The 22,846-nt window shown below is 69.3% G+C and carries 24 protein-coding genes and 2 pseudogenes; 12 read left to right on the forward strand and 14 right to left on the reverse strand.

The window, feature by feature from the left end:
* Positions 1-2 precede the first annotated feature (2 nt).
* From asnB to ACV530_RS26385, 5 genes are all read left to right on the forward strand, one after another.
* Positions 3-1,871, forward strand: a complete 1,869-nt coding sequence (gene asnB, locus ACV530_RS26365; RefSeq protein ID WP_494335104.1) for an asparagine synthase (glutamine-hydrolyzing) — start codon at positions 3-5, stop codon at positions 1,869-1,871.
* A complete protein-coding gene (locus ACV530_RS26370; RefSeq protein WP_494335105.1) occupies positions 1,871-2,869 on the forward strand; it encodes a quinone oxidoreductase family protein in 999 nt (332 codons plus the stop codon). The genes asnB and ACV530_RS26370 overlap by 1 nt, the downstream gene beginning before the upstream one ends.
* Positions 2,862-3,749 carry a DODA-type extradiol aromatic ring-opening family dioxygenase gene (locus ACV530_RS26375; protein WP_494335106.1) on the forward strand — a complete coding sequence of 296 codons (888 nt, stop codon included), beginning with the start codon at positions 2,862-2,864 and terminating at the stop codon, positions 3,747-3,749. The genes ACV530_RS26370 and ACV530_RS26375 overlap by 8 nt, the downstream gene beginning before the upstream one ends.
* 88 nt (positions 3,750-3,837) lie before the next feature.
* On the forward strand, positions 3,838-4,419 hold the full coding sequence (locus tag ACV530_RS26380; protein WP_494335107.1) for a TetR/AcrR family transcriptional regulator: 582 nt from the start codon (positions 3,838-3,840) through the stop codon (positions 4,417-4,419).
* Between the two features lie 103 nt (positions 4,420-4,522).
* A complete protein-coding gene (locus tag ACV530_RS26385; protein ID WP_494335162.1) occupies positions 4,523-5,683 on the forward strand; it encodes an MFS transporter in 1,161 nt (386 codons plus the stop codon).
* Here the strand turns inward: ACV530_RS26385 and ACV530_RS26390 are convergent.
* The 3 genes from ACV530_RS26390 to ACV530_RS26400 form a co-directional block, all read right to left on the reverse strand.
* Positions 5,676-6,293, reverse strand: a complete 618-nt coding sequence (locus ACV530_RS26390; protein ID WP_494335108.1) for a hypothetical protein — start codon at positions 6,291-6,293, stop codon at positions 5,676-5,678. The genes ACV530_RS26385 and ACV530_RS26390 overlap by 8 nt on opposite strands.
* 91 nt (positions 6,294-6,384) lie before the next feature.
* A complete protein-coding gene (locus ACV530_RS26395) occupies positions 6,385-6,732 on the reverse strand; it encodes a hypothetical protein (RefSeq protein WP_494335109.1) in 348 nt (115 codons plus the stop codon).
* Between the two features lie 214 nt (positions 6,733-6,946).
* Complete coding sequence (locus tag ACV530_RS26400) at positions 6,947-7,762, reverse strand: class I SAM-dependent methyltransferase (protein ID WP_494335110.1); 816 nt, start codon at positions 7,760-7,762, stop codon at positions 6,947-6,949.
* 63 nt (positions 7,763-7,825) lie between these two features.
* Between ACV530_RS26400 and ACV530_RS26405 the strand changes: the two genes are divergently transcribed.
* Both ACV530_RS26405 and ACV530_RS26410 read left to right on the forward strand, forming a co-directional pair.
* Positions 7,826-8,548 (forward strand): GntR family transcriptional regulator, encoded by a 723-nt coding sequence (locus ACV530_RS26405; protein ID WP_494335111.1) that lies wholly within the window; start codon positions 7,826-7,828, stop codon positions 8,546-8,548.
* Between the two features lie 497 nt (positions 8,549-9,045).
* Positions 9,046-9,460 (forward strand): annotated as a pseudogene (locus ACV530_RS26410) (hypothetical protein).
* Between the two features lie 10 nt (positions 9,461-9,470).
* Here the strand turns inward: ACV530_RS26410 and ACV530_RS26415 are convergent.
* Complete coding sequence (locus ACV530_RS26415; protein WP_494335112.1) at positions 9,471-10,172, reverse strand: SDR family oxidoreductase; 702 nt, start codon at positions 10,170-10,172, stop codon at positions 9,471-9,473.
* 101 nt (positions 10,173-10,273) lie between these two features.
* Here ACV530_RS26415 and ACV530_RS26420 point away from each other — a divergent pair, with 101 nt between their 5' ends.
* Positions 10,274-11,104 carry a helix-turn-helix domain-containing protein gene (locus tag ACV530_RS26420; RefSeq protein ID WP_494335113.1) on the forward strand — a complete coding sequence of 277 codons (831 nt, stop codon included), beginning with the start codon at positions 10,274-10,276 and terminating at the stop codon, positions 11,102-11,104.
* Between the two features lie 46 nt (positions 11,105-11,150).
* Here ACV530_RS26420 and ACV530_RS26425 read toward each other — a convergent pair whose 3' ends face one another.
* The 3 genes from ACV530_RS26425 to ACV530_RS26435 form a co-directional block, all read right to left on the reverse strand.
* Positions 11,151-12,128 carry a C40 family peptidase gene (locus ACV530_RS26425; RefSeq protein WP_494335114.1) on the reverse strand — a complete coding sequence of 326 codons (978 nt, stop codon included), beginning with the start codon at positions 12,126-12,128 and terminating at the stop codon, positions 11,151-11,153.
* 190 nt (positions 12,129-12,318) lie between these two features.
* Positions 12,319-13,653, reverse strand: coding sequence for a wax ester/triacylglycerol synthase family O-acyltransferase (locus ACV530_RS26430; protein WP_494335163.1), 1,335 nt, complete (start codon positions 13,651-13,653; stop codon positions 12,319-12,321).
* A 265-nt stretch (positions 13,654-13,918) separates the two neighbouring features.
* Positions 13,919-14,077, reverse strand: coding sequence for a GyrI-like domain-containing protein (locus ACV530_RS26435; RefSeq protein WP_494335115.1), 159 nt, complete (start codon positions 14,075-14,077; stop codon positions 13,919-13,921).
* Between the two features lie 29 nt (positions 14,078-14,106).
* Here ACV530_RS26435 and ACV530_RS26440 point away from each other — a divergent pair, with 29 nt between their 5' ends.
* Positions 14,107-14,520, forward strand: coding sequence for a nuclear transport factor 2 family protein (locus ACV530_RS26440; RefSeq protein WP_494335116.1), 414 nt, complete (start codon positions 14,107-14,109; stop codon positions 14,518-14,520).
* 365 nt (positions 14,521-14,885) lie between these two features.
* Here the strand turns inward: ACV530_RS26440 and ACV530_RS26445 are convergent, their stop codons facing one another.
* Entirely contained in the window at positions 14,886-15,074 is a 189-nt protein-coding gene (locus ACV530_RS26445) for an antitoxin (protein WP_494335117.1), read from the reverse strand.
* 146 nt (positions 15,075-15,220) lie between these two features.
* On the opposite strand from ACV530_RS26445, the pseudogene ACV530_RS26450 reads away from it, so the two are divergent.
* The 3 genes and pseudogenes from ACV530_RS26450 to ACV530_RS26460 form a co-directional block, all read left to right on the forward strand.
* A pseudogene (locus ACV530_RS26450) lies at positions 15,221-15,463 on the forward strand (AraC family transcriptional regulator); the annotation flags it as partial.
* A gap of 266 nt (positions 15,464-15,729) precedes the next feature.
* A complete protein-coding gene (locus ACV530_RS26455; protein WP_494335118.1) occupies positions 15,730-16,191 on the forward strand; it encodes a hypothetical protein in 462 nt (153 codons plus the stop codon).
* A 279-nt stretch (positions 16,192-16,470) separates the two neighbouring features.
* On the forward strand, positions 16,471-16,887 hold the full coding sequence (locus tag ACV530_RS26460; protein WP_494335119.1) for a nuclear transport factor 2 family protein: 417 nt from the start codon (positions 16,471-16,473) through the stop codon (positions 16,885-16,887).
* A 26-nt stretch (positions 16,888-16,913) separates the two neighbouring features.
* Here ACV530_RS26460 and ACV530_RS26465 read toward each other — a convergent pair whose 3' ends face one another.
* From ACV530_RS26465 to ACV530_RS26490, 6 genes are all read right to left on the reverse strand, one after another.
* On the reverse strand, positions 16,914-17,270 hold the full coding sequence (locus tag ACV530_RS26465) for a hypothetical protein (protein ID WP_494335120.1): 357 nt from the start codon (positions 17,268-17,270) through the stop codon (positions 16,914-16,916).
* Positions 17,271-17,499: 229 nt separating this feature from the next.
* Entirely contained in the window at positions 17,500-18,498 is a 999-nt protein-coding gene (gene gap, locus ACV530_RS26470) for a type I glyceraldehyde-3-phosphate dehydrogenase (protein ID WP_494335121.1), read from the reverse strand.
* 108 nt (positions 18,499-18,606) lie between these two features.
* Positions 18,607-19,563, reverse strand: coding sequence for a GlxA family transcriptional regulator (locus tag ACV530_RS26475; protein WP_494335122.1), 957 nt, complete (start codon positions 19,561-19,563; stop codon positions 18,607-18,609).
* Between the two features lie 464 nt (positions 19,564-20,027).
* Positions 20,028-20,699 carry a 2OG-Fe(II) oxygenase gene (locus ACV530_RS26480; RefSeq protein ID WP_494335123.1) on the reverse strand — a complete coding sequence of 224 codons (672 nt, stop codon included), beginning with the start codon at positions 20,697-20,699 and terminating at the stop codon, positions 20,028-20,030.
* 165 nt (positions 20,700-20,864) lie between these two features.
* The gene (locus tag ACV530_RS26485; protein WP_494335124.1) at positions 20,865-21,701 is read right to left on the reverse strand and encodes a hypothetical protein; all 837 of its coding nucleotides are present in this window, start codon (positions 21,699-21,701) and stop codon (positions 20,865-20,867) included.
* 355 nt (positions 21,702-22,056) lie between these two features.
* Positions 22,057-22,584, reverse strand: coding sequence for a ricin-type beta-trefoil lectin domain protein (locus tag ACV530_RS26490; RefSeq protein ID WP_494335125.1), 528 nt, complete (start codon positions 22,582-22,584; stop codon positions 22,057-22,059).
* Positions 22,585-22,846 lie beyond the last annotated feature (262 nt).

The following is a 22,846-nucleotide window of genomic DNA, read 5'->3' on the forward strand; positions in this document are numbered from 1 at the left end:
CCATGTGCGGCATCACCGGCTGGGTGGACTTCACCCGCGACCTCACCACACAGACCGGCGTCCTCGGCGCCATGACCGACACCCTGACCGCCCGCGGACCCGACGCCCGCGGCGTATGGCCGGACACCCACGCCGCCCTGGGCCACCGGCGGCTGGCCGTCATCGACCTCGAGCACGGCACCCAGCCGATGCACACCCCCGAACGCGGCCCCGGCGACCGGCCCCGCGCGGTGATCTCCTACGGCGGCGAGATCTACAACTTCCGCGAACTGCGCGAGGAACTCGTCCTGGCGGGACACCGCTTCACCACCCGCAGCGACACCGAAGTCGCCCTGCGCGCCTACCTGGAGTGGGGCACGGACTTCGTCCACCGCCTCAACGGCATGTACGCCATCGCGATCTGGGACACCGCCCGCGAGGAACTGCTCCTCGTACGCGACCGCCTCGGCGTCAAGCCGCTCTTCTACCAGCCCACCCCCGGCGGCCTGCTCTTCGGCTCCGAACCCAAGGCCATCCTCGCCAACCCCCTGGCCCGCCCCGCCGCGGGAGCCGAGGAACTCTGCGACGCGCTGCTGTTCCTGCGCACCCCCGGACGCGTGCCCTTCCGCGGCATGCGCGAGGTCAAGCCCGGCCACCTGGTGCGCGCCGGCCGCGACGGCGTCACCGAGGAACGCTACTGGGCCCTCGAGGCCCGCCCGCACACCGACGACCTGCCGACCACCATCGCCACCGTCCGCGAACTGCTCGACGACATCGTCCCGCGCCAGATGGTCGCCGACGTCCCGCTGGTCTCGCTGCTGTCCGGCGGGCTGGACTCCAGCACGGTGACCGCCATCGCCGCCCGGACCCGCGCCGCGAACGAGGAGCAACTCTCCACCTTCTCCGTCGACTTCACCGGACACACCGAGAACTTCCGGGCCGACCCCATCCGCCCCACCCCGGACGGCCCGTACGCCCTCGAAGTCGCCCGGCACGTCGGCAGCGACCACCACATGATCACCCTCGACCGGTCCCGGCTGCTTGACCCGGCCGTCCGCCGCACCGTCCTGCGCGCCTGGGACCTGCCGTTCAACTTCGCCGACCTGGACGTCTCGCTGTACCTGCTCTTCGCCGCCGTACGGGAGCACGCGACCGTGGCCCTGTCCGGCGAGGGCGCCGACGAGGTCTTCGGCGGCTACCTGTGGTTCTCCGACCCCGTGGCACGGCAGGCCGAGACCTTCCCCTGGCTCAAGCTCGGCGCTCACCGCGGCCTCGACCCGCGCAACCTGTTCCACCCCTGGTTCATCGACGGCATCGACCTCGCAGAGTACGAGGCCGACCTCTACCGCACCGCGCTCGCCGAAGTCCCTGTCCTGGACGGGGAGAACGCCGAGGACCGGCGCACCCGCGAACTCGGCCACCTCACCCTCACCCGATGGCTGCCCATCCTGCTCGACAAGAAGGACCGCATGGGCATGGCCTCCGGCCTCGAGGGCCGGGTGCCGTTCTGCGACCACCGCCTCGTCGAGTACGTCTTCAACATCCCCTGGACCATGAAAACCTTCAGCGGCGAGGAGAAGGCACTGCTGCGCGCCGCGGCCGCCGACCTGCTGCCGGAGTCCGTCCTGCGCCGCAAGAAGGCCGCCTACCCCACGATCCAGGACCCCGCCTACGACCGCACCCTCATCACCGGCCTCGCCACGGCGTCCGGTGAGGCGGGCGCACCGCTGAGCCCGTTCCTCGACGGCGACGCGGTGCGGCGCCTCACCGCCAAGACGGCCGTCGGAAGCCTGTCCGAGTTCGAGCGGATCCTCGTGGAGTCCACCGTGCGCCTGGACGACTGGCTGCGCACCTACCAGGTCGAGCTGACCGATGTGAAGGGAAGCAACTGATGCACGCGATCGAGATCCGCGAGACCGGCGGCCCCGAGGTCCAGCTGTATGTCGAGAAGCCCGACCCCGGCGCTCCCGGTGAAGGACAGATCCTCGTCGAACTCGCCGCCGCCGGCGTGAACTTCATCGACCTCTACCGCCGCGAGGGCCGCTACCCGCTGCCCGTGCCGTGCGTCCCGGGCGAGGAGGGATCGGGCACCGTACTGGCCGTCGGCCCCGGGGTGACCCGCTTCGCGCCCGGCGACCGGGTCGCCTGGACGACCGTCCTCGGCAGCTATGCGACGCGCGTCCTCGTCCCGGAGGAGAAGGCCATCCGCGTGCCGGACGAGGTCGACCTGCGCATCGCGGGCGGCATACTCGTCGGCGGCATGACCGCCCACTTCCTGGCCAACGACTCCTACCCGGCGCGCGAGGGCGAGACGGTACTCGTGCACGCGGCTGCGGGCGGGGTGGGGCAGTTGCTCACCCAGATGCTCAAGCGGCGTGGTGTGCGGGTCATCGGCACGGTGTCCACCGAGGAGAAGGAGAAGCTCGCCCGCGCCAACGGCGCCGACGAAATCATCCGTTACACGGAGTACCCGGAGACCGGCGACCTCGCCGCCGAGGTGCGCCGCCTCACCGGGGGCGAGGGTGTGCACGCGGTCTACGACGGCGTCGGCGCCGCGACGTTCGACGCGAGCCTGGCGTCGTTGCGGACGCGCGGGACGCTGGTCCTCTTCGGGGGCGCCAGCGGGGCGGTGCCGCCCGTCGACGTGATGCGGCTGCTGTGGGGCGGGTCGCTGACCCTGACGCGCCCGTACCTCGAGCATTTCCGGGCCACGGTCGAGGAGTTCGAGCGGCGGGCGGGAGAGGTGTTCGACGGCATCGTCAACGGAACGCTGACGTTCACGGTCAGCGGGACGTACCCGCTCGCCGAGGCCCACCGGGCGCACACCGACCTCGCGGCCCGGCGCACCACCGGCAAGCTCCTGCTCCTCCCGGAGGCGACGCATGGGTGACATCGTCGGCGCGGGCCTGCTCTCGCACGCGCCGGTCATCATGTTCCCCGAGGACGTACGGCTCCTGGAGAACGGAGGCCGCGACTTCACGCTGATGACGGGCCTGGAGCAGCTCCGCCGCGAGGTGATCGGCCCGGCCGATTACGACACCGTCGTCGTCTTCGACTCGCACTGGGCGACGACGACCGAGGTGGTGATCACCTCCCATCCGTGGCGCGCGGGCGTGTTCACCTCGGACGAGATGCCTGCCGCGATCAGCCGGCTGCCGTACGACGTCCCCGGCGACCCCGAACTCGCCCGGACCGTGGCGGAGTTCGCCGGGCGGCAGTCCCTCTGGATCAGCGCCAACGACGATCCGTACCTTCCGGTCCACTACGCGACGCTCAACCTCTGGACGCACCTGGGCAGGACCACCGGCAAGCCGTGGGTCTCCGTCTCGGTCTGCCAGACGGCCACCACCGAGGACTTCCTCGAGATCGGCGCCTGCATCGCGGAAGCCGTCGGCAGCCTCGACCGCAAGGTGCTGCTCGTCGCCTCGGGCGGTCTCTCGCACCGCTTCTGGCCGCTGGCCGAGCTGCGCAACCGCATGGCGGGGGACCCGGCCAACATCGTCACCCCCGAGGCCCGTGCGGCGGACGAACAGCGCATCGCCTGGCTCGAGTCGGGCCGCCATGGCCAGGTGATCGCCACGATGCCGGAGTACCTCCGCTTCGCTCCCGAGGCAGGGTTCGGCCACTACCTGATGCTGGCCGGCGCGGTGGGCGGCGCGGCGTGCGGGGCCCCGGGGCGCCGCTACGGCATGTACGAGAACGGCATCGGAACCGGCCAGGTCCACCTCTGGTTCGACCGCCCCGAGGGCGGGTGGGTCCGGCAGGGCTGAGGCACCCGGTTCGCCCCCGGCCTGCGGGCCGGGGGCTTTTCTTGAACGATTCTTGAACGATCGGTCGTGATCGGTTAGCGTCATGGGCATGGGCAGAAACAAGGAGTTCGATCCGGACGCGGCACTGAGGGCCGCGCTGGATCTGTTCTGGCGCAAGGGGTACGAGGCCACCTCGATGCAGGACCTGGTGGAACACCTGGGCATCAACCGGGGCAGCCTCTATGCCACTTTCGGCAGCAAGCACGAGCTCTATCTGCGCGCCCTGGACCGCTACTGCGAGCTGCGCGGCGACGCCACGCTCGAACTGCTCGGCCGCCCCGGCCCGGCGCTGCCGGCAGTGCGGGAGCTCGTGGCCCTGTACGCGGACGAGTGTCACACCGACCAGGACCGGAAGGGCTGCCTGGTCACCAACGCCGCGGTGGAGCGGCTGCCCGGCGACGCCAAGGCCGAGCGGCGGGTGGAGAACGGCCTGGGCGAGCTGGAGGCGGCACTGCTCGCGGCATTGACGCGGGCCAAGAGCCAGGGGGAGCTGGGGGAGTCCGCGCAGCCGCGCGCGCTGGCACGCTTCCTGGTCACCTTCCTGCAGGGCGTACGGGTGGTCGGCAAGACCGCCGACAGCCGCCGGCGGCTCGACGATGCCGTGGCCCAGGCGCTGACTCTCGTCCGCTGATTCCGCCCCGGCCTGACGCCGGGGCATCTTTCTGCCTGTTTTTTGGAACGTTCGGTTATGAAAGGTTGTGAAGGTTGTGGTGGGGGAGATGAAGCGAGCCGCGGTGCCCCGCGCGGTATATGTCCTGTCCTTGGGGATCTTCGCCATGGTGACCAGTGAGTTCGTGGTCGCCGGGCTGATGCCGCAGATGGCCGCCGGTCTGCACACCGGCATCGCGCGGATCGGCTATCTCATCACCGCGTTCGCCGCGGCCATGGCCCTGGGCGGGCCGTTCCTGACGGCCGCGCTGGTGCGCGTGGCGCCGAAGTCGGCGCTGATGGTGCTGTTCGGCATCTTCCTGGCCGGCAACGTGCTGGCCGCGACGGCCGGTTCCTACGCGGTGATGCTGGTGGCCCGGGTCATCACCGGGACCGCCTCCCAGGCGTTCTTCGGCGTCGCCATTTCCCTGAGCTCCCGGCTGGCCCGCCCCGAGATCCGCGGCCGTGCGATAGCCGTGGTGCTGAACGGACTGATGCTGGGCACCCTGCTGGGCCTGCCCATGTCCACGCTGATCGGTGAACACCTGGGCTGGCGGGCCGCGTTCTGGGCGATCACCGTCCTGACGCTGATCGCCGCCGCCACCACCGTGGCGGGGGTCCCGCGCTCCGACGCGGCCGGCGCCGACGGGAACGTACGCGCCGAACTGACCGCCTTCCGCAACCGCCGGCTCTGGCTGGTGCTGTCCACCAGCACCCTGGTCATCGGCGCCACCTTCGCCGCGTTCAGCTACTTCACGCCGATCCTCACCGAGGTCTCCGGCTTCTCCGACGGCACCGTTCCCGTCCTGCTGGTCGCCTACGGAGCAGCCACGGTGCTCGGCAACTTCGTCGTCGGCCGCCTCGCCGACCGCCACACCCTCCGCGTGCTGCTGTGCGGGCTCGCCCTGAACCTGGCCTTCCTCGCGGCCTTCGCGCTGACCGCCGAGCTGCCCGCCGCGGCGGTGGTGTGCATGCTGGGCATCGGACTGGTGGGCGTCACCATGAACCCGGCGATGATCACCCGCGTGCAACGCACCGGCGGCGACGGGCCGTTGGTCAACAGCGTCCACACGTCCTTCATCACCCTGGGCGTGATGATCGGTTCCTCGGTCGGGGGAGCGATGATCGGCACGTACGGCCTGCGCGCACCGCTGTGGCTGGGCGCGGTACTGGCGGCGGGCGGTCTGCTCACGCTGATACCGGAGCTGACCGCCCGCCGCGTCCCCGCGGCCGCCTGCGTCAGTTGAACTGCCCGGGCGGGCGCACCAGGTCCCGCATCAGGACCTTCTCCTCCGGGGTGAAGTCCTTCTTGGGCTTGACCTTCACGTCCTTGACCGGTGTCTTGTTCACCTTCGTCAGCCAGCTCGTCCGTATGTCGGTGAAGAACGTGACCTCGAACGTATTGGTCCTGTGACCGAAGCCCAGTGCGGTGGAGGCATCAAGGGTGGCCGCATTGAGCACGATGTAGTGGTTGTTGATGTCCTTGGTGCTCTCCGCCCAGGGGACCTCGCTGCCGACCGTCCAGATCCCGTTCTTCTTCTCCCAGAGGAAGGTCCGTGCGGAAGGGATCGCCATCTCGTAGTTGAAGTCCTCGTCGTAGGACCCGTCGAAGAGGCGAGCGGTCGCGATCGCGAAATCCCGGCCCGATGCCCGCAGATACTGCGCGTAGGAGTTGATGTCGTCCTTCGCCTGGTTCTTGATGTCCTGGAGGAGCGTGGGCCACACCTGTTTGGCACTGATGCTGGGCAGCATGCCGCCGGTCCACGGCTTGCGCACGGTCAGCCCGTCGTTCAGCCGGAGTTCGGCCGAACCCCAGCGGTCCTTCTTCTCGCCCCTGTAGCACGTCATGTTGGCCATGTGAGGAACCTATCCATGCGTAACTTGCATTCGCATCAGCGCAATTCGGCCAGGGCCGTGGCAGTTCACCACGGCCCTGGCCCGTGCACGCTCAGTCGTTGGTGCCGGTGTCCCAGGCCGGCTCGCCGTCCCGGTTGTAGATGACCACGTTGTGGTCGTCCTGGACGACCAGGACGGAGCCGCGATTGTCCGGTGACCCGGTTCCTGACTCCCAGATGACGCGCTGGTCCTCATCGAAGACCACAAGGTTGCCGTCGTATGCGAAGAGGACTTCATGCCCGTTCGGGTAGACGTTCTCGGCCTGCCACGTCGGCTTGTCATCCTGGTACAGAACGAAGTTCCCGTCGTCCTGCAGACGCAGGGACGAGTCACCCTGTCCATTGATCAGCGCCTGGTTGCGCAAGATCCTGGTACCGGCTGGGAACTTGGCGTCCGCCATGCTCGTGCCCTTCCTGACCTGGGTTGCTCCGGGGCTCGTCCCCCGGAACGGCCCACACGCTACCGACGCGCCCTCCGGCGGCATCAGGGCGGAAACGGCGCGTCTCGGTCACCCCGGTTGCGCGCCGGTGCCCGGACAGGAGGCGAGCAGCACCCGGGTCGACGCGAGCAGGGGACTCGCCTGTCAAAGGGTGCCCGTGCCGTCAATGTGGTTGTCAGGAGTGCCCGATGGCCAGCATGTGAGAGCTGGCGGCCAGAAGGTCCGGGTACGCCTCGGCCAAGCGGGCCGCCGCCAACGCGGCGCGGAACATGGGAGTATCGGCGAAGTGCTCGCCGGTGTGCTGTTCGGTGGCCTTCAGCAGGGACCAGGTCGGCCCCTCGATGCCGTGGACGTCCACCTCTTGGAAGCCGGCGAGGTCCAGCTCACTCGCAAGACCGTCGGGTGTGTGGAAGTACGCGGCTGTAAAGCCCTTGCGCCCCGGGTCGTGTCGCCCGGTGGCCAGGATGTCCTGTACCGCGTCATGAACGCGTTCGCGGTCGAGCCAAGTGGTCGCCGTGTGCTCGAACAAGGAGGCGTAGCGGCCGATCGCGGCAGCCGCGATCACGCCTCCTGGCTTGAGAACACGGCGGGCTTCCCGCAGGGCCTGGAGCCTGTCCTCCTGATCGAGCAGGTGGTAGAGGGGTCCGAGGAGGAGAACGACGTCGTAGGAATGGTCAGCCGCACCGAGTTGTCGTGCGTCGCCGATTTCTGCGGTGCACCCGGCTTGTTGTGCCGCTTCGACGTGCCGCGGAACGGGGTCGACGAGGCGGACGGTGTAACCGTCGTCGGCCAGCCACAGGGCATGGGCACCGGGTCCTCCTCCTACGTCCAGGACGCTTGCGGGTGCCGACGGGAGGTGGCGGCGCAGAAGTTCTTGGGTACGGACCAACTCCAGCCTGCCGTCCGCGGAAGAGGTCAGCCGTGTTGCCTCGTCGAATCCCTCGGAGTAGAAGGCGATGATCTCGGGGGCGACTTCGGGCGCGGGAGTCATGGGGAGCATGCTGTCCCTTGACCGGTCAACCTGTCCAGAGATGCGGAGTGATGAACCGTGCCCATGTTGAAGTACGAACAGATTGCCGACTCGCTGCGCAGGCGCATCACCGAAGGTGAGTTCAGTCCCGGTGATCTCCTGCCGTCCGGCCGGGACTTGTGCGAGCAGTGGGGCGTATCGAGGGCCACGGTCAACAAGGCGCTGGACGTTCTGCGTGCCGATGGCGTGGTCGTATCGCGGCAGGGCCTGGGGTTCCGGGTGACAGATGCGCCTCTGGCCAGGCCGGCGGGCGGAAGGCGCGCCGATAGTGCGCGAGTGACCGGCGGCCGCCCCTTTCGCAGGCTCGGAACCCCTGCCCGGGAGGTACCGCCTGCCAGGATCCGGCAAGCTCTTGGCCTCCGGCCCGATGAGTCGGCTCTGAGGAGGGACCGCTTCGTCCTGCTCGAGGATGGAGCACCGCTTTCGCTGGTGAGCGCCTGGTTCCCGCCGGACGTGGCCGATCATTGCCCTCGCCTGGCGCAGACGGGGCCGATCGCCGAGGGGACCACCAACTACGTGGCGCGCGAGACGGGGCGGCGGCCGGTCATGGGGATCGACACCACGACGGTTCGGCTCGCCACGGCGGAGGAAGCCGTGCGGTTTGAGCGTGGTCAGCCCCTGGCGGTGGCAATCGACCTGCACGTTGCCCATGACGAAACTGGGCGTGCGTTGGTGTGCGAAGAGGGTTTGACGCCCTCGGATCTCTGGGAGCGGGTGGACAAGTACCCCATGGGGCACAGCATTTGACTTGACTGGACCGGTTTACCGGTCCAGTGTATTCCCCGTGACTCAGGACTGCCCTGACCATCTGTTGTGTTCCGTTCCCCGTCCGGACCATCGGGCGTTGCCCGAATGGGTTGCCCTGGGGGTGCGCGTCTTTGATACCGGACGGGGGCGAGTCGGGATCGTCCACGGGATCGGCGACCCCGTCCGCTTCTCCGACGACTCGCCGTCCGGCTGCGTCTGGCTCTTGCCGCCAGGCGGCGGTTGCGAATGGCGCGCCGGCATCGGCGAGATCGAGAAGTGTGAGGAGGGGATAACTGGCGTCAGGCCTTGCCCCGACCCCGGGTCCTTGGCTGACCACGGTCCAAGTGTCCAACGGGTGTCCGTGGTTCGCGCGGACGGCGTCACCGAAGCCCCCGCAGCTCACGTGGCCGCGTCATGAAGTGGACGGTGCCAACCCCGCCTCTCTCGGCCGCTTCGCCGTCGGCCGCTCCGCCTTCGCGCCGGCCACCGCTGAGGCCGTGGTCGAACTCCTCGACCACCACGGCGTCCCGCTCGCCGGTGTCCACGTGGCCATCGTCGGCCGTTCCGCCGTGGTGGGCAAGCCACCTGCCCACCTCCTGCTCAACCGCGACGCCACGGTGACCGTCTGCCACTCCCGCACCCGCGGCCTCCCGGATGTCACCGCGCGCGGGCGTCCTGGTGGCCGCGGTCGGCCGGGCCGGTCTCATCACTGCCAACCATGTCGGGAAGGAGGCGATGGTGGTCGATGTGGGCACCAACGCCACTGAAGACGGTGGGCTTGTCGGCGACGTGGCGCCCGAGGCGGCGGAGAGGGCAGCCGGGCTCACCCCCGTGCCCGGAGGCGTCGGGCCGGTGACAACCGCCCTTCTCCTTCGGCACACGGTGCGAGCCGCCGAACTGGTCAAGGGATAACCGCCGTCGGTCAGACGAGGCGATGACCGCCGTCGACGTGCAGCACCGTTCCGGTGACGAACTCGTTCCGCATCACCGACGCAAACGCCTGGGCGATGTCGTCGGGAGTGCCGATGCGCCGGGCGGGGAGCCGCTCGGCCAGCTCGGCGAAGGCCGTCCGCTTGTCCATGCTGAGCTGGTCCCAGATGGGGGTGTCCACCCAGCCGGGGGAGATCACGTTGACCCGTACCGGCGCCAGTTCGACCGCCAGCCCGTACGCCAGCGAGGCGAGCGCGCCGTTGGCCGCGGCCACGATCGTGTTCGAGCCGTTCGGGCGGTACGCGTTGATGCCCGAGGTGTAGGTGAGGGAACCGGTCACATGCCCGGCCGCATACTTGCCGACCAGCCAGGCGCCGAGCAGCTTGGTGTCCACGATGGCCCGGGCGGTCGCGGTGGCGACGTCGGTGGTACGGCCGTACACCCCGGTCGCGTCCGCCGCGGTGACCGCCACGTGCTCCACCTGTCCGGTCCGGGCGAACAGGTCGGCCACGTCCTGCTCCTGGCCGATGTCCGCACGTACCGTGCGTATCCTCCCTTGCAGTTCGGCCCGGGCCGTTGCGAGCCGGTCCGTGGACCGGCCGGCGATCGTCACCTCCATGCCGTCGGCGAGCAGGGTGCGTGCGAGGGCGAGGCCCATTCCGGAACTTCCGCCAATGATCAGTGCGTTGGTCATGGTCCGAGGTTCCGCCACTGCCGGGGCGGCAGGAAGGCCGCGCCGTTCCTGGTAGTGCCACGGCCACCCAGGAATGGATCACCGGTGGCACACTCGACACCATGAACGCGATGGCAGAGTTCCTCCGGATCCGGCGCGGGCGGATAGGCCCGGCCGACGTCGGCCTGCCCGTCGGGCCGGGTGCGCGGCGTACCCCCGGACTGCGCCGCGAGGAACTGGCCGCACTGGCCGGGGTGAGCGTGGATTACTACATACGGATCGAACAGGGCCGGGAGACCGCCCCCAGCGACGCCGTACTCGACGCACTGGCCCGCGCCCTGCGGCTCACCGACGACGAACACGCCCACCTGCTCGGCCTCGCCGACCGCACCGCCGGCCGGACCCCGCGCCGTCGGCGGGCCGACGTGCAAGTGGCCCGACCCGGGCTGCGATTGCTGCTGGAGTCGGTCCGGCCCAGCCCGGCGTACGTGCTCAACGAGGTCAACGACGTACTGGCCGCCAACCCGGAGGGCCTGGCCCTGATGCCGGGCCTCGGCGACTGGCCGCCCGGACAGCGCAACACGATCCGCTACGCCTTCCTGCACCCCGCCGCGCGGACGCTCTTCGCCGACTGGGACCGGGTGACCCGCAACTGCGTCGCACACCTGCACACGGCCGAGCTGACCGACCCGGAGCGTACGGCCACGCTCGTCGCCGAACTGTCCGAGGCCAGCGTCGAGTTCGCCACGCTGTGGCGTCGCCACGACGTCTGGGTCAAGCGCGGCGGTGAAACCGCCTTCCGCCACCCCGTGATCGGCCCGCTCACCCTTGCCATCGAGGTGCTGGGCACCGACGTCAGCGGCCAGCGCCTGCTGGTCTACCAGGCCGTGCCCGGCACGGCCGAACACGACTCCCTGGTCCTGCTGGGCATGGCAACCGAGGCCGCGGGCTGATGGCGCCTGCCCCCGAGCCGCTCGGGGGCAGGGAGCCGGGCCGGGGTCAGCGGCCGGGAAACGGGATGCCGGTCAGTTTGCCCGGTGCCTTCGTGGCGGTTGCTCGGCGGAACCCTTCGGTCAGGGAGGGAGTGCGGAGGAGGTCGCCAGGGGTGACGAAATCGGGTTGGGCCTCCATGACGCGGATCTGGTCCAGGGCCTGCTCCGGCGGCAGGCTGCCGTCGTGCTCCTGGGGGTTGCGGGCCCGGTGCAGGGCGTTGCCGAAGGCGGCCATGGAGCTGAGCAGTTCCTTGTCGCTGGGATCGGTGAGGGCCGATGGTGCGGGCAGGTGCAGTACCGACGGCAGGGCGCCGGCCTTCCCGACGGCCGTGGCGTAGGCGGCGACCAGGGGTGCGAGTGCGCTTTCCGCGCCGGCGGGATCGAACGTCTTGGCAAGCCCCACGGGCAGGCCGGGCAGCGCCGGGTGGGCATGGGCCCACTGCAGAAGTGTCTGCCCGTGGCCCTGCCCGTCGTCGCCGATGGACAGGGCGTATGGCGGTTTCGGTTGCGCCTCGCGGTGGCAGCGGTAGACGAACTCCGAGCAGATCATGGGCTGTTGGCCGCGCTCGGCCATGGCGTTGACCGCGCCTGCCGCATGGTCCAGGACGGTGCGCACCATGCGTCGCCCGCCCAGTGGCATGGGAGCCCGGCGGGTCACGCACAGGACCGCGAGCAGCAGGACTTGCTGGTGGGCGTAGGAGGCCTTGCGGGTCAGGTAGCCGTGTGCCACGTCCAGGACCGGGGCCATGTCAGCCGGCGCCTTGGTCAGGGTGCGGCCGACGGCCAGGTCGTGCTTGTCCATGGCCCGCTCGAACGAGACGGTGCGCAGGCCCTCGCCGACGGCCTCGGCGAGGGTGTCGTGGTCCAGGACGAGCGAGGCATGACTGACCTCGCTGCCGTCGAGCAGGCAGATCGCGCGCGAGATCCACTCCGTACCGCGGGTCAGCAGGACGTCGCCGGGCTTGAGCGAGTCGGGAAGGGGCATGCGGATTCCTCCGTGCGACAGGGAGACATTGACACGATGCGATGCCCTGTGGAACGGAGCGGCAAGCGGCCGCTGCCCGCATTTCCGCCGAACGGATGGCACCAGACGCCGTCCTGGGCAGCACGCCGCCACGGCGCCGGCGGACACGACGCCCGCAGCCCTGGCCGCCTGCCGCTGAGGCGGGAACGGCTCAACTGCCGCAGACGGCAACCAGTTCGGCGGCCTCCTCCGTGATCGACCGGGCGAGCAGGTCCAGGTCGGGCACGGCGACGGCGTCGGCGAGCAGGCCGTAGAAGACGCGGTCCTCGTACGTGGTGATGCCCACGGCGAGGGACTGCCCGGGCGCGAGCGGGGCGAGCGGATAGGCCTCGCGGACGGGGCTGTCCGCGAGCCTGAGCCCTTGGGCGCCGCGCAGCGGGACGCTGGAGACGAGCAGGTCGTAGAAGAGGCGGCCCGAGCGGGCGATCAGGCGGCCGCCGAGACGGTGGCCGAGGGTCGGGACGAACTCGGCGAGCAGCGCGATGGCGCCCGGGCCGCTGGCGGGCCCCGCCTTCTTGTTGCGCTCCATGTCCGCGCGCACCGCGCGCAGGCGGGCGAGGGGCTCGGCCTCGTCGACGGGGAGATGGGCCACGTAGCCGGAGAGCCGGTTGCCCGCGCTCGGGTCGCTCGGGTCGCGCAGCGACACGGGGACGAGGGCACGGGGGCGTACGCCGTCGGCGCCGTCGCCGCGCTTGTCGAGCCAGCGCCGCATACCGCCCGCGAACACGGCGAGGAGGACGTCGTTGACGGTGCCGCCCGTGGCCTCGCGGACGCGGCGCACGTCGCGCAGGTCGACGATCACGCCCTCGGCGCGGCGGGCGCCGGTGCCGCGGGAGGTGAGGGCCGACGAGACGGGCACGACGCGGGCACCGCGGGCCATGGCGGAGGCGATGGACAGGCCCCGTCCGGCGTCGGTGACAGCGCCGCGCACCAGGCCGGTCAACTCGCGCAGTTCGGGCAGGCGCAGGCCGCCGGAGCTGTTCTTCCGCGACCGTGGCGCGACGGCCGGGGCGGGCCCCGCGCCGGCGCCGGCGGGATCCAGGAGCGCCATGACGTACGACGCCGCGCGCACGCCGTCCGCGTGGGCATGGTGGAACGTGAACAGGACGGCGAAGGACGTACCGTCCGCGCCGGGCAGCACATGCGCGGCCCACGGCGGCCGCCCCCGCTCCAGGGGCCGCTGCATCAGGGTCCCGGCGGCCGCGTGGAAGTCCCGTACGGGCGCGGTGAGATGCACGTGGTGCAACGGGTCGTAGTCGGGGGCGACATGGCGGGCGGAGCCGCCGACGGGGAACAGGACGGGGCCGATGCGGGTGTCCAGGCCCGGTACGCGGGCGGCGCGGGCGGCGAGCAGCCCGGCGGCGCGCTGGGCGGCGTCCGGGGTGTCGGCGTCGAAGACGAAGAGCCCGCCCATGTGCAGGGGATGGCCGGCGGACTCGATGTTCCAGAAGGAGAGATCGAGCGGGGTGAGCAGTTCGGGGGTCACTTCAGAGGTAGAGGTCACGTGGTCTCCGAGGTCACGGGGGGATGGGTGAGCTCGAGCGTCGGGTGTGGCCGGAGGGGCGGCGTGGCGTTGCTGGGCGTAAGCGAGCAAAAGTCAATCGCCGTCGGTCGACTACGGTCAAGTGCGGCCATGCCACGCTGCGTTAACGAAACATGAAAGCCTGTCGGAATTCAGCCCTCCCAAATCCCCCCTGATCGCACCTGTTCCCCGGGGTTACCGCAGCCGACCGCTGTGCGGGCTTCACGCACTACTTGTCCGGATCGGATCCGCCGGGGGCGATGGCTCCGGTGCCGAAGACCGGCCAGCCGATCTCCGTGCGCCACTGCGAGGAGTCCTTCGTATCCCGCGGCCCGACCAGGTAGTGCTCCCGGATCGGGCCGTCGACGGCCAGAGCGTGGCGCGCCACATGAGTGGCCAGGATGAGGAGACCGAGCCATGACCACTGTCGCGACCCCGCTGAACCTCGAGCTGACGTCGGACGAGATCACCGACCTCGTGACCCGCTACCTCGCCCTCTGGAGCGAACCGGACCCGGCGCGCCGCACCGCGGCCGTCGCGGCGCTGTGGGCACCGGGGGCGATCCAGCTCGTCGAGGGCGCGGAGTTCCACGGCCACAAGGAGCTGGACGAGCGCGTCGCGCAGGCCTACCGGGAGTTCATCGCCGGCGGCGCGTACACGGTGACAGTGGCGGACGACACCCGCGGCCACCACGACTGCGTGGTGTTCACCATCCAGCTGGAGGCCGGGGGAGAGGTCGAATGGGCGGCGCGGGTCGTCCTCCTCCTCGACGAGGACGGCCGCATCCGGCATGACTACCAGCTGACGGTCAAGGACCTGCCGACGCAGTAGTGAGTGGCGGAAGTGTGGGGGTGGGCTTGGGAGTTGGTGGCCCGAGCCCACTGGGCACCATCGACTCGAACCTCTCGCGACGAGGTTGCCCTTCCTGGGGTCATGGCCAAGGCCGGGTGATCGCCAGCACCGAGATCACCGTGGAGAACGCTCCGCACGCTGATTACCTGTACCGCTTCGGCATTTACTCCCGTAGTGGCTCCGTCACCGGCCTTTGAACAGCCCGTGGCCCTGCGGTTGGGGATCGATGATGATCCCCAACTTCGGTCGGACGATGGGTTTGTGAACGTGTATGCCGGTCACAGCGACTCCGGCCGGCCCGCACCAACGCGAACAACGCCAGCGGGAGGAAGTAGTGAGACGGCCTACCGCTGGTCGTCGGTCGGGGGCCGGTTGCCGAGCTGCTCGTCGAGCTTCTGCTTGGCTGTGTCGACCTGGCTCTGGTACTTGTTCCCCGTCTTCGCGTCGAAGGCGTCACCCGCCTTCTCTACACCCTGCCGGGCCGTATCCTCGTGGCCCTTCAGCAGGTCCTTGAGCTTGTCGAGCATGGACATGGCCGTCCTCCTGAGAAGCGCCTGACTCATCCAGGATCGCCGGAAGGGCGGTGCGGCGCATCCCGGCCACCACGTTCCCCATCTCCGCCGCCCCGATGGTCGCAAATCAAACCGCCCTCCGGGTCCAACCCGCGACGCTGGGTCCACTGGCCCTGATCGCCGACGACCTGGGTGAGGACATCGCACTTCGGGTCGCCCGCCAACTGGTCATGTACCTCAAACGCCCCAGCAGCCAGAGCCAGTTCAGCATCCCCCTCGAACAGGTCGCCACGATCAGACGTATCGAGCGGATCGCCACTCTGTGCGGTTTCGGTACGACGGACACTCTCGTCCGCGCGTTCCGCAGGCGTCTCAACACCACACCCACCGAGTACCGCCTCGGATTCAGGCATGAGAGCGCCGACCCCATCGCCCGGCACGGAACCCGCCACGGAACCGGACCGGATCGGCATGGGCAAGCGGTCGCTGTGCAGGACGAAACCCAAACCGCCTGATCGATGTGCAGGAAGCAACTTCCGGCATGACATGAGTGCTGCCTACTGTGACGGCGCTTGGCCTCTCGAAGGATGAGAGCGGCCTCGTCCCGGCTCCGGGGCGCTTCAACAGAGATGGGATGTCGGAGAATATGCAAAAGCGTTACGCACGGAAGGCGGGCTTGCTGTTCGCCTCGCTGGCCGCCGCTTGCGCGACGATCGTCGCCGTACCCGGCTCGGCGTCGGCAGCGTGCCGTGGTTACGGTTGCGATGGCCATGACTCCAATGCCCAGACCTGGCAGACCGGGCCCCAGACGGACTCGGGCCCGTACGACTACGGCGGCGGATACAGCATCGAACTGCGCACGGGCAAGACGGACGGTGACTGGTACGCATGGGGCCGGGTGAGATACCCGGGCGGGGACAACCCCGGCAACTACACCGTGACTCTGCAGCGCTGCAAGTCGGACCACACCGTCTGCGAGACCGTGCAGTCCTCCAACCTCACCGATCTCCGGACCATTTCGGATGGGAACTACATCATCGCCCGGACCGGCATGTACTACGACCCGTGGGACCGCACCGCGCGCGCCTGTATCCACCGCAATGGCGACAGCAGCGAGACTTGCACGCAATTCATCTAAGAGCGGCGTGCAACTTGGCGGGGCGCGGAGACGGCCACCGTGCCTGTCCTCGGCGCGGGCTAGGGCTGTCCCGTAAGACGCGCTTCGACTGACGGTGGCAGGACGCAGATCTACAAGTCGGTGGCAAGCTGAACGGTGGTAGGGGACGATCGCGAGGGCACGCCCCTTCTCGCGCCGTACGCATCCGAGTTCGTTGCGGTGTTCAGCGGGTGTGGTGCCGTGCTGACGACGGATCGATGCTCGGCCTGGCCTTTCCACGCCAGGCCGGAGGGGGCGCGCGTGTCACTCACTCTTGAAGATCGCTTGGCCATCAGTGAACTGGTCTCGTTGCATGGTCACCTTGTTGACGACGGAAGCCTTGACCGGTTGGAGGAGTTGTTCACCTCCGATGTTGTCTATGACCTCACCGACTTCGGTCAAAAGCCGCTGTTCGGGGTGGAGGCCATCCGAGAAGCGGCATGGGCGCTAGGGGCTGCCAACCCCGTCGCGCATCACGTCACCAACGTCGTTGTGACGGCGTCGGCAGACGGCCGAGTGCAGGTCCGGTCCAAGGGACTGGGCATCAAGGCGGACGGCTCCTGCGGTTCCGTCTCCTACGACGACACCGTCGTGCGCACCGCTGACGGCTGGCGGATCAGTCATCGCAAGGTATCGCCACGACGTATTCCCTTGGGCGGGACGACGAAGTCCGGTTGATCAGGTATGCCTCGCCTCGCCTGGTCCTACGGGCTGTTCCGCGAGCGGGGTTTCGTGGTCGGCATCACCGCGTACTTCGTGTACTTCATGTCGATGGGATCGTTCTTCCTGCTGTTCGCGATGTACATGCAGGAAGGCAGAGTCTGGGGCCCGCTCCCGTCGGGGCTGCTCTTCACCACGATGAGCGCCGGCTTCTTCGGCTCGTCGTTCCTCGCCGGGAGGATCGGGGCGCGCATCGGCGTGGACGGGACGGCCGACTGGGTCGCGCCCGGTCTGCTCGTCGCAGGCTTCGGCATGGGCCTGGTCGCCGCGCCGCTGCCCACAGCGGCGATGGCTGGTGTCGACCCGAAGCACGCCTCCGCCGCTTCCGGAGTGCTGTCCACGGCGATGGAGGGCGGCGCGGCGCTGGGCGTCTCGCTTGTTGGGCTTGTCTTCTTCGGGACACTTGGGGAGTCGCCGGTGCCGGGCGGCTACCCCAAGGCGTTCTGTCTGAGCATCGCCGTGATGGTGGCGTTCCCGGTCGTTGTCGCGTTGCTCGTGCAGGCGCTACCCAAGCCGGGCCGCCGACATGGCGGGAGGGCGTCATGGCGGCGGCCCGGCTTGGCGCCCTCGTCAGCGAGCGGCGAGGAACTCGAGCGTGTCGATCACGCGGTTCGAGAAGCCCCACTCGTTGTCGTACCAGGCGACCACCTTGACGTGGCGGCCCTCGACGCGGGTGAGGGCCGAGTCGAAGATCGACGATGCGGGATTGCCCGTGATGTCGGACGACACGAGCGGGTCCTCCGAGTACTCGAGGATGCCGGCGAGCGGCCCCTCCGCCGCGGCGCGGTACGCAGCCAGCACGTCGTCGCGCGTCACGTCGCGGGCGACGGTCGTGTTGAGTTCGACGATCGAGCCCACCGGCACCGGTACGCGGATCGAGTCGCCCGACAGCTTGCCGTCGAGGTTCGGCAGCACCAGGCCGATCGCCTTGGCGGCGCCGGTCGTGGTCGGCACGATGTTGACGCCGGCGGCCCGGGCGCGACGGGCGTCGCGGTGCGGACCGTCCTGCAGGTTCTGCTCCTGCGTGTAGGCGTGCACGGTCGTCATGAACCCGTGCTCGATACCGGCGAGTTCGTCGAGGACCGCGGCCAGCGGCGCGAGCGCGTTGGTGGTGCAGGAGGCGTTCGAGACGATCGTGTGCACGGCCGGGTCGTAGGCGTCGGTGTTGACCCCGAACGCGAGCGTGACGTCGGCACCGTCCGACGGCGCGCTGACGAGTACCTTCCTCGCGCCCGCGTCCAGGTGGGCGCGGGCAGCCTTCGCCGAGGTGAAGCGGCCGGTGGCCTCCAGGACGATGTCGACGCCGAGTTCGGCCCACGGCAGCTGCGCCGGTTCGCGCTCGGCCAGCACCGTGATCCGACGGCCGTCGACGACGAGGGCGTTCCCGTCGACGGTCACCGGGCGCCCGAGTCGCCCGGCCGTGCTGTCGTAGGCGAGCAGCCGGGCGAGAGTGGCGGGCTCCGTCAGGTCGTTGACGGCGACGATCTCCAGGGCGCTGTCGCGCTCCAGCAGTGCGCGCAGCACATTGCGTCCGATGCGGCCGAATCCGTTGATGGCGATGCGAGTCATGAGTGATGTCCCTTCCCTTCGCCACCAGGCTCCTCCGTGGCCGGCGCCGCTGACAGTGGCGGGATCGCCACGGTTCAAAAGGATCCCGCCACGCGGCGCCGGGCGGGGCTACTCGCCCTGAGTGAACGTGCGCCGGTACTCGCTCGGGGTGGTGCCGAGGATGCGCTGGAAGTGCAGGCGCAGGTTCGCACCGGTGCCGAGCCCGACGTCGGTGGCGATCTGTTCGACGCTGCGCTGCGACCGCTCCAGCAGTTCGCGGGCCAGGTCGATGCGGGCGCGCATCACCCACTGCATCGGCGTGTAGCCGGTCTCCTCGACGAAGCGCCGGGAGAACGTGCGCGCCGAGACCCCCGCCTGCCGCGCCAGTATGTCGAGGGTGAGCGGCTCGCCCAGCCGGTGCAGCGCCCACTCGCGGGTGGCGGCGAACCGCTCGCCGTGCGGCTCGGGAACGCTGCGCGGCACGTACTGGGCCTGGCCGCCGCTGCGGTAGGGGGCCGCAACCAGACGCCGGGCCGCGTGGTTGGACGCGGCCACTCCGAGGTCGCCGCGCAGGATGTGCAGGCACAGGTCGATCCCGGAGGCGGCGCCGGCGGAGGTGAGCACGCTGCCTTCGTCGACGAACAGCACGTTCTCGTCGACCCGGACGAGCGGGTGCCTGGCCACGAGTGCCCGCGTGTAGTGCCAGTGCGTCGTGGCGCGCCTGCCGTCGAGCAGGCCCGTGGCGGCGAGCGCGAAGGCGCCCGTCGAGATGGCGGCGAGCCGCGCGCCCCGGTCGTGGGCGGCGATCAGTGCGTCGACGACGGCCTGCGGCGGGTCGTCGCGGTCGGGGAACCGGTAGCCGGGGACGAAGACGATGTCGGCCCACGCAAGGGCGTCGAGGCCGTGGGCGACGTAGTACGCGAGACCATCGCCGCCGGTCACGAGGCCGGGCGTCGCCCCGCATACCCGCACCTCGTACGGCATGCTCGCGCGGGTCGTGAAGACCTGCGCGGGAATTCCGACATCGAGCGGCTTCGCCCCCTCGAGCACGAGGACGGCGACGCGATGCTGGCGGGAGGGTGGCACAGGAAGAGGTTACGTGGGGCGTGACTTCGGTACGCCCACTGCGCGGACCGGGCAGACGACACACCGGCCGGGCTGTCTTCCACGTCGCAGTCCACCGTCCGTCCCACCCTTCGCCCGCCTCCAGCCGGTCTGAGAGGGCTTTTTGAGACGGTTTGATGCTTCTGTTATCGCTTGAACGTGTGGGTCAGCGGTCACCAGGACAAGGAGGACCCCAGCCTGGTGGTGGGGCGCCAGTGGAGACATGGGGATGCGCTATGCGCGGAGGTGCTTGCTGTCCCGGGTTGGAATCAGGTCACACAGGCGCAAGTGAGCGTCCGGGGCCGGGAGAGGGACGGCGGGCGAAGTGTGGCCAACGGGTGGAGGTGAGACCTTCGGGGCAGGGTGGTCGGGTGTGGCCGCTTCGAGCAGCAGGGTCAGCACTGCGGAGGCGTGGTTCGTCATGTTTTCTCCAGGAGCCGACGAGGTCAGGTGATCCCTGTCTTCACGGCGAACCGGTAGTCGGCGAACCGGCCGCTGGGGCAGCGGACAGGGAGGACCTCGTGACAAGCGCTGGCGGGGAAGAACACCATGCTGTCGCATTCGGGTGCGATGATGCGCCCGCCCGAGTCAGTGGCTACTGTGCCGCCGGTCGCCGTGGTGTCGTACAGGCGCAGTCCGCCACCGTCGAAACCGCATGGTTCGCGGTGGAAGTAGTACACGCACGAGATGGCCTTGGAGACGTCAGGAGCCTTGTCGTCGTCAATGTGAGCGCTGACGTATCCGCCGTCACCTTGTGCGATCAGCATCGAGTTCGTGTGGGTCAACGTCAGGTCGACGCCGAGGACTTCCAGAACCAGGGGTAGCGCGTTGGCGATCAGCTGGTTGAAGGTCGGGCTCCGTACGGGCAGGACAAGGGAGGTACGTCCCTCGGGCGTCAACTCACCGCTCACGGGATCGATGACCGCCCCTTGGACGAACTCCTCCTGATGGTCAAAGGCGAAGCCCAGCAGGGCGTTGACAGCCTGGCGCCCCATGAAGTCGTGGAGTTGAACGAACGGTGTGGGTACCACCATCCGCGGTGCCCATCGTTCCGGGCGCGGTACCGCTTCCTGATCAATCTCGATCTGGTCTTTCGGTTCCATGGTGTATCCGCCCATGAGATGCACGGTACAGCGCTCCTCGGCGCCCAACAGTGGGCGAACAGGCCATCCTTCAGAGGGTTTTGTGATGGTTGATAGCTATTTCGTCCTGTGGGTTGGGTGAGGTGGGAAGGTCGCGCCCGTGTGGAACGCTATGGCCGGGCCTGGAGGGGGCGGTCGGGGTCAGTGGCGTGGTCGGTCGCGGACGACGGCTCGTAGTTGGTCGACGCGGGCTCGGAAAGCGGCGGTGTGGTCGGGGTCCGGGTCTGTGTTGGTGGTGGTATGGCAGGGGCGGCAGAGGCCGCCGGGGAGGGCTTCGGGGCGGCCGGGGGTGCCGCAGTTGGTGCATTCCATGATGCGGGGCGAGGAATGCGGTGCGGGGTAGGGGAGTTCGGGTGGCATTTTGGTGGTGAGGCGGGTGCGGATGAATGCGCCGGGGGAGTGGATGGGTTCGGTGGGGAGGCCGGTGGTAAGGATGCGGGTGAATTCGTTGGTGGTGATGCCGCGTTGGAGCCACTCGGCGGCGAGGGGCTCGAGGGCTTCGCATTCAGCGGCGGAGAGGGCGAGGCGGGGGTTGGCGCGGCCGAGGGTGGCGAGGGCGGTGTAGGCGGGGGAGCGGCCGGGCGTCTCCTGCTGCGGCTGCTGCTCCTCTTTCGGGGTATCGCCTGCGAGGAGGGTTGACCACCAGGTGTCGTCGTGTGGGGTGCGGCTGAACACGGTGCGGGTGACCCACTGCGTACCGATGACTTCGCGGACGCGGCGGAGGTATCCGGCATCGGAGAGGTTGTTCAGGGCGGTGCGGATGGCCTGTTGGCCGTAGGCGGGGATCGTCTTGGCCAGGGTCTTTACGTCCATGGCCGCACCGTCGGGGAGGCGGTCGAGGTGGGCGGCGATGGCTGCTTCGCGGGCGGGCAGGTGGGCGAAGTCGTCGGCGGTGCGGGGCACCTGGTCGGGCGCGGTGCGCTTGCCGTAGCCGGGTGCGGCCATGGGGGGAGCGGCGATAGGGTGGGCGATAGCCATGGGATCAACTCCGTGATCTTGATGGTCAGGCCCTCGTCGAGTGTTCTCAGCACTGGCGGGGGCCGTTTGCTTGCTCCGCACGCTATACGGCCATGGCGGGCCGCGACGCCACCGATTGCGAAATGTCATCCGTACGAGTGCGCACGGGAGTTGGGAGGGTGGGTGGGAGAGAACCCAACCAACCATTCCTTGGATAAAGGGCTCGAATCCCGGGCCCCGAAGCCCGAAGCTCAAGCACCGGTGCAGTCGGCGGTGCAATTTCCCAGGTGCGAGGGATGGTTGACATTCATCGGTGCCACCACGAGCTTCGGGTATCGGGCGTCGGGCTGCGACGCTCAGGGCAGGTCAGCAGTCGTCAGATGTCGTACCACGCGTAGTGGTAGTCGTAGTTGGGGAAGTCGTGCGGGAAGTCGCGACGGGCTGTTACGTACGAGGTGCCGGCAATGTAGGGCGTGCTCAGGAAATTCTGGTTGCGTGTCGACAGGATGTACCACATGTTCGCGTCCCGCCCGGGAATGCGCAGGTAGCTCCACTCTTGGCTTTTGTCGTTCGGGTCGCACTTCGCGATCCATGCCAGACCCCAACCAGCAACGTCGGGAAGGCATTTGTCGCTCAGATAGGGCCGGATTTCATAGTTGGACCCTCTCGGTATGAGGGCCCACAGCTGCCTGCTGTCATGGCGTTTGCAGCCTGCGTACGTGGCGGTGCCCTGGAACGCGTTTGCCAGGTCGGGCGCGGTGCTCATGCACAGGCCCTGGGACATGTTCCTGAACTGGTATGCGGTCTCCGTGGCATGCGCGGGCCCCGTGCCCGCGCATACGCTCCCCGCTGCGATCATGAGCATTGTCGTCGCCGTGACGGCCGCCCTGCGCATGTGCTTCATCGGGCCTTCCCGGCGGGTCGGTGGGCGCCAGGATGCCAGTGCGGGGCTGTGGCACGTACCCCTTGGTCCGCTGAGCGGAACGGCGCATGAATCCGTAGTACGTCTGGTCCAGGCCAAGCCGCAGCGGTTCATGAATCTGTCCGGCAAACCTGTTGTCACTGTCCTGCGGGCTTACGGCATTTCGGTGCAGCGGCTTCTCCCGGCCGCGACGACCCGGCGTTCCCCTTCGGGCTGCGTTTGGTGGACGAAGCTCCGGGAACCC

Source organism: Streptomyces sp. SX-6, assembly GCF_059089585.1.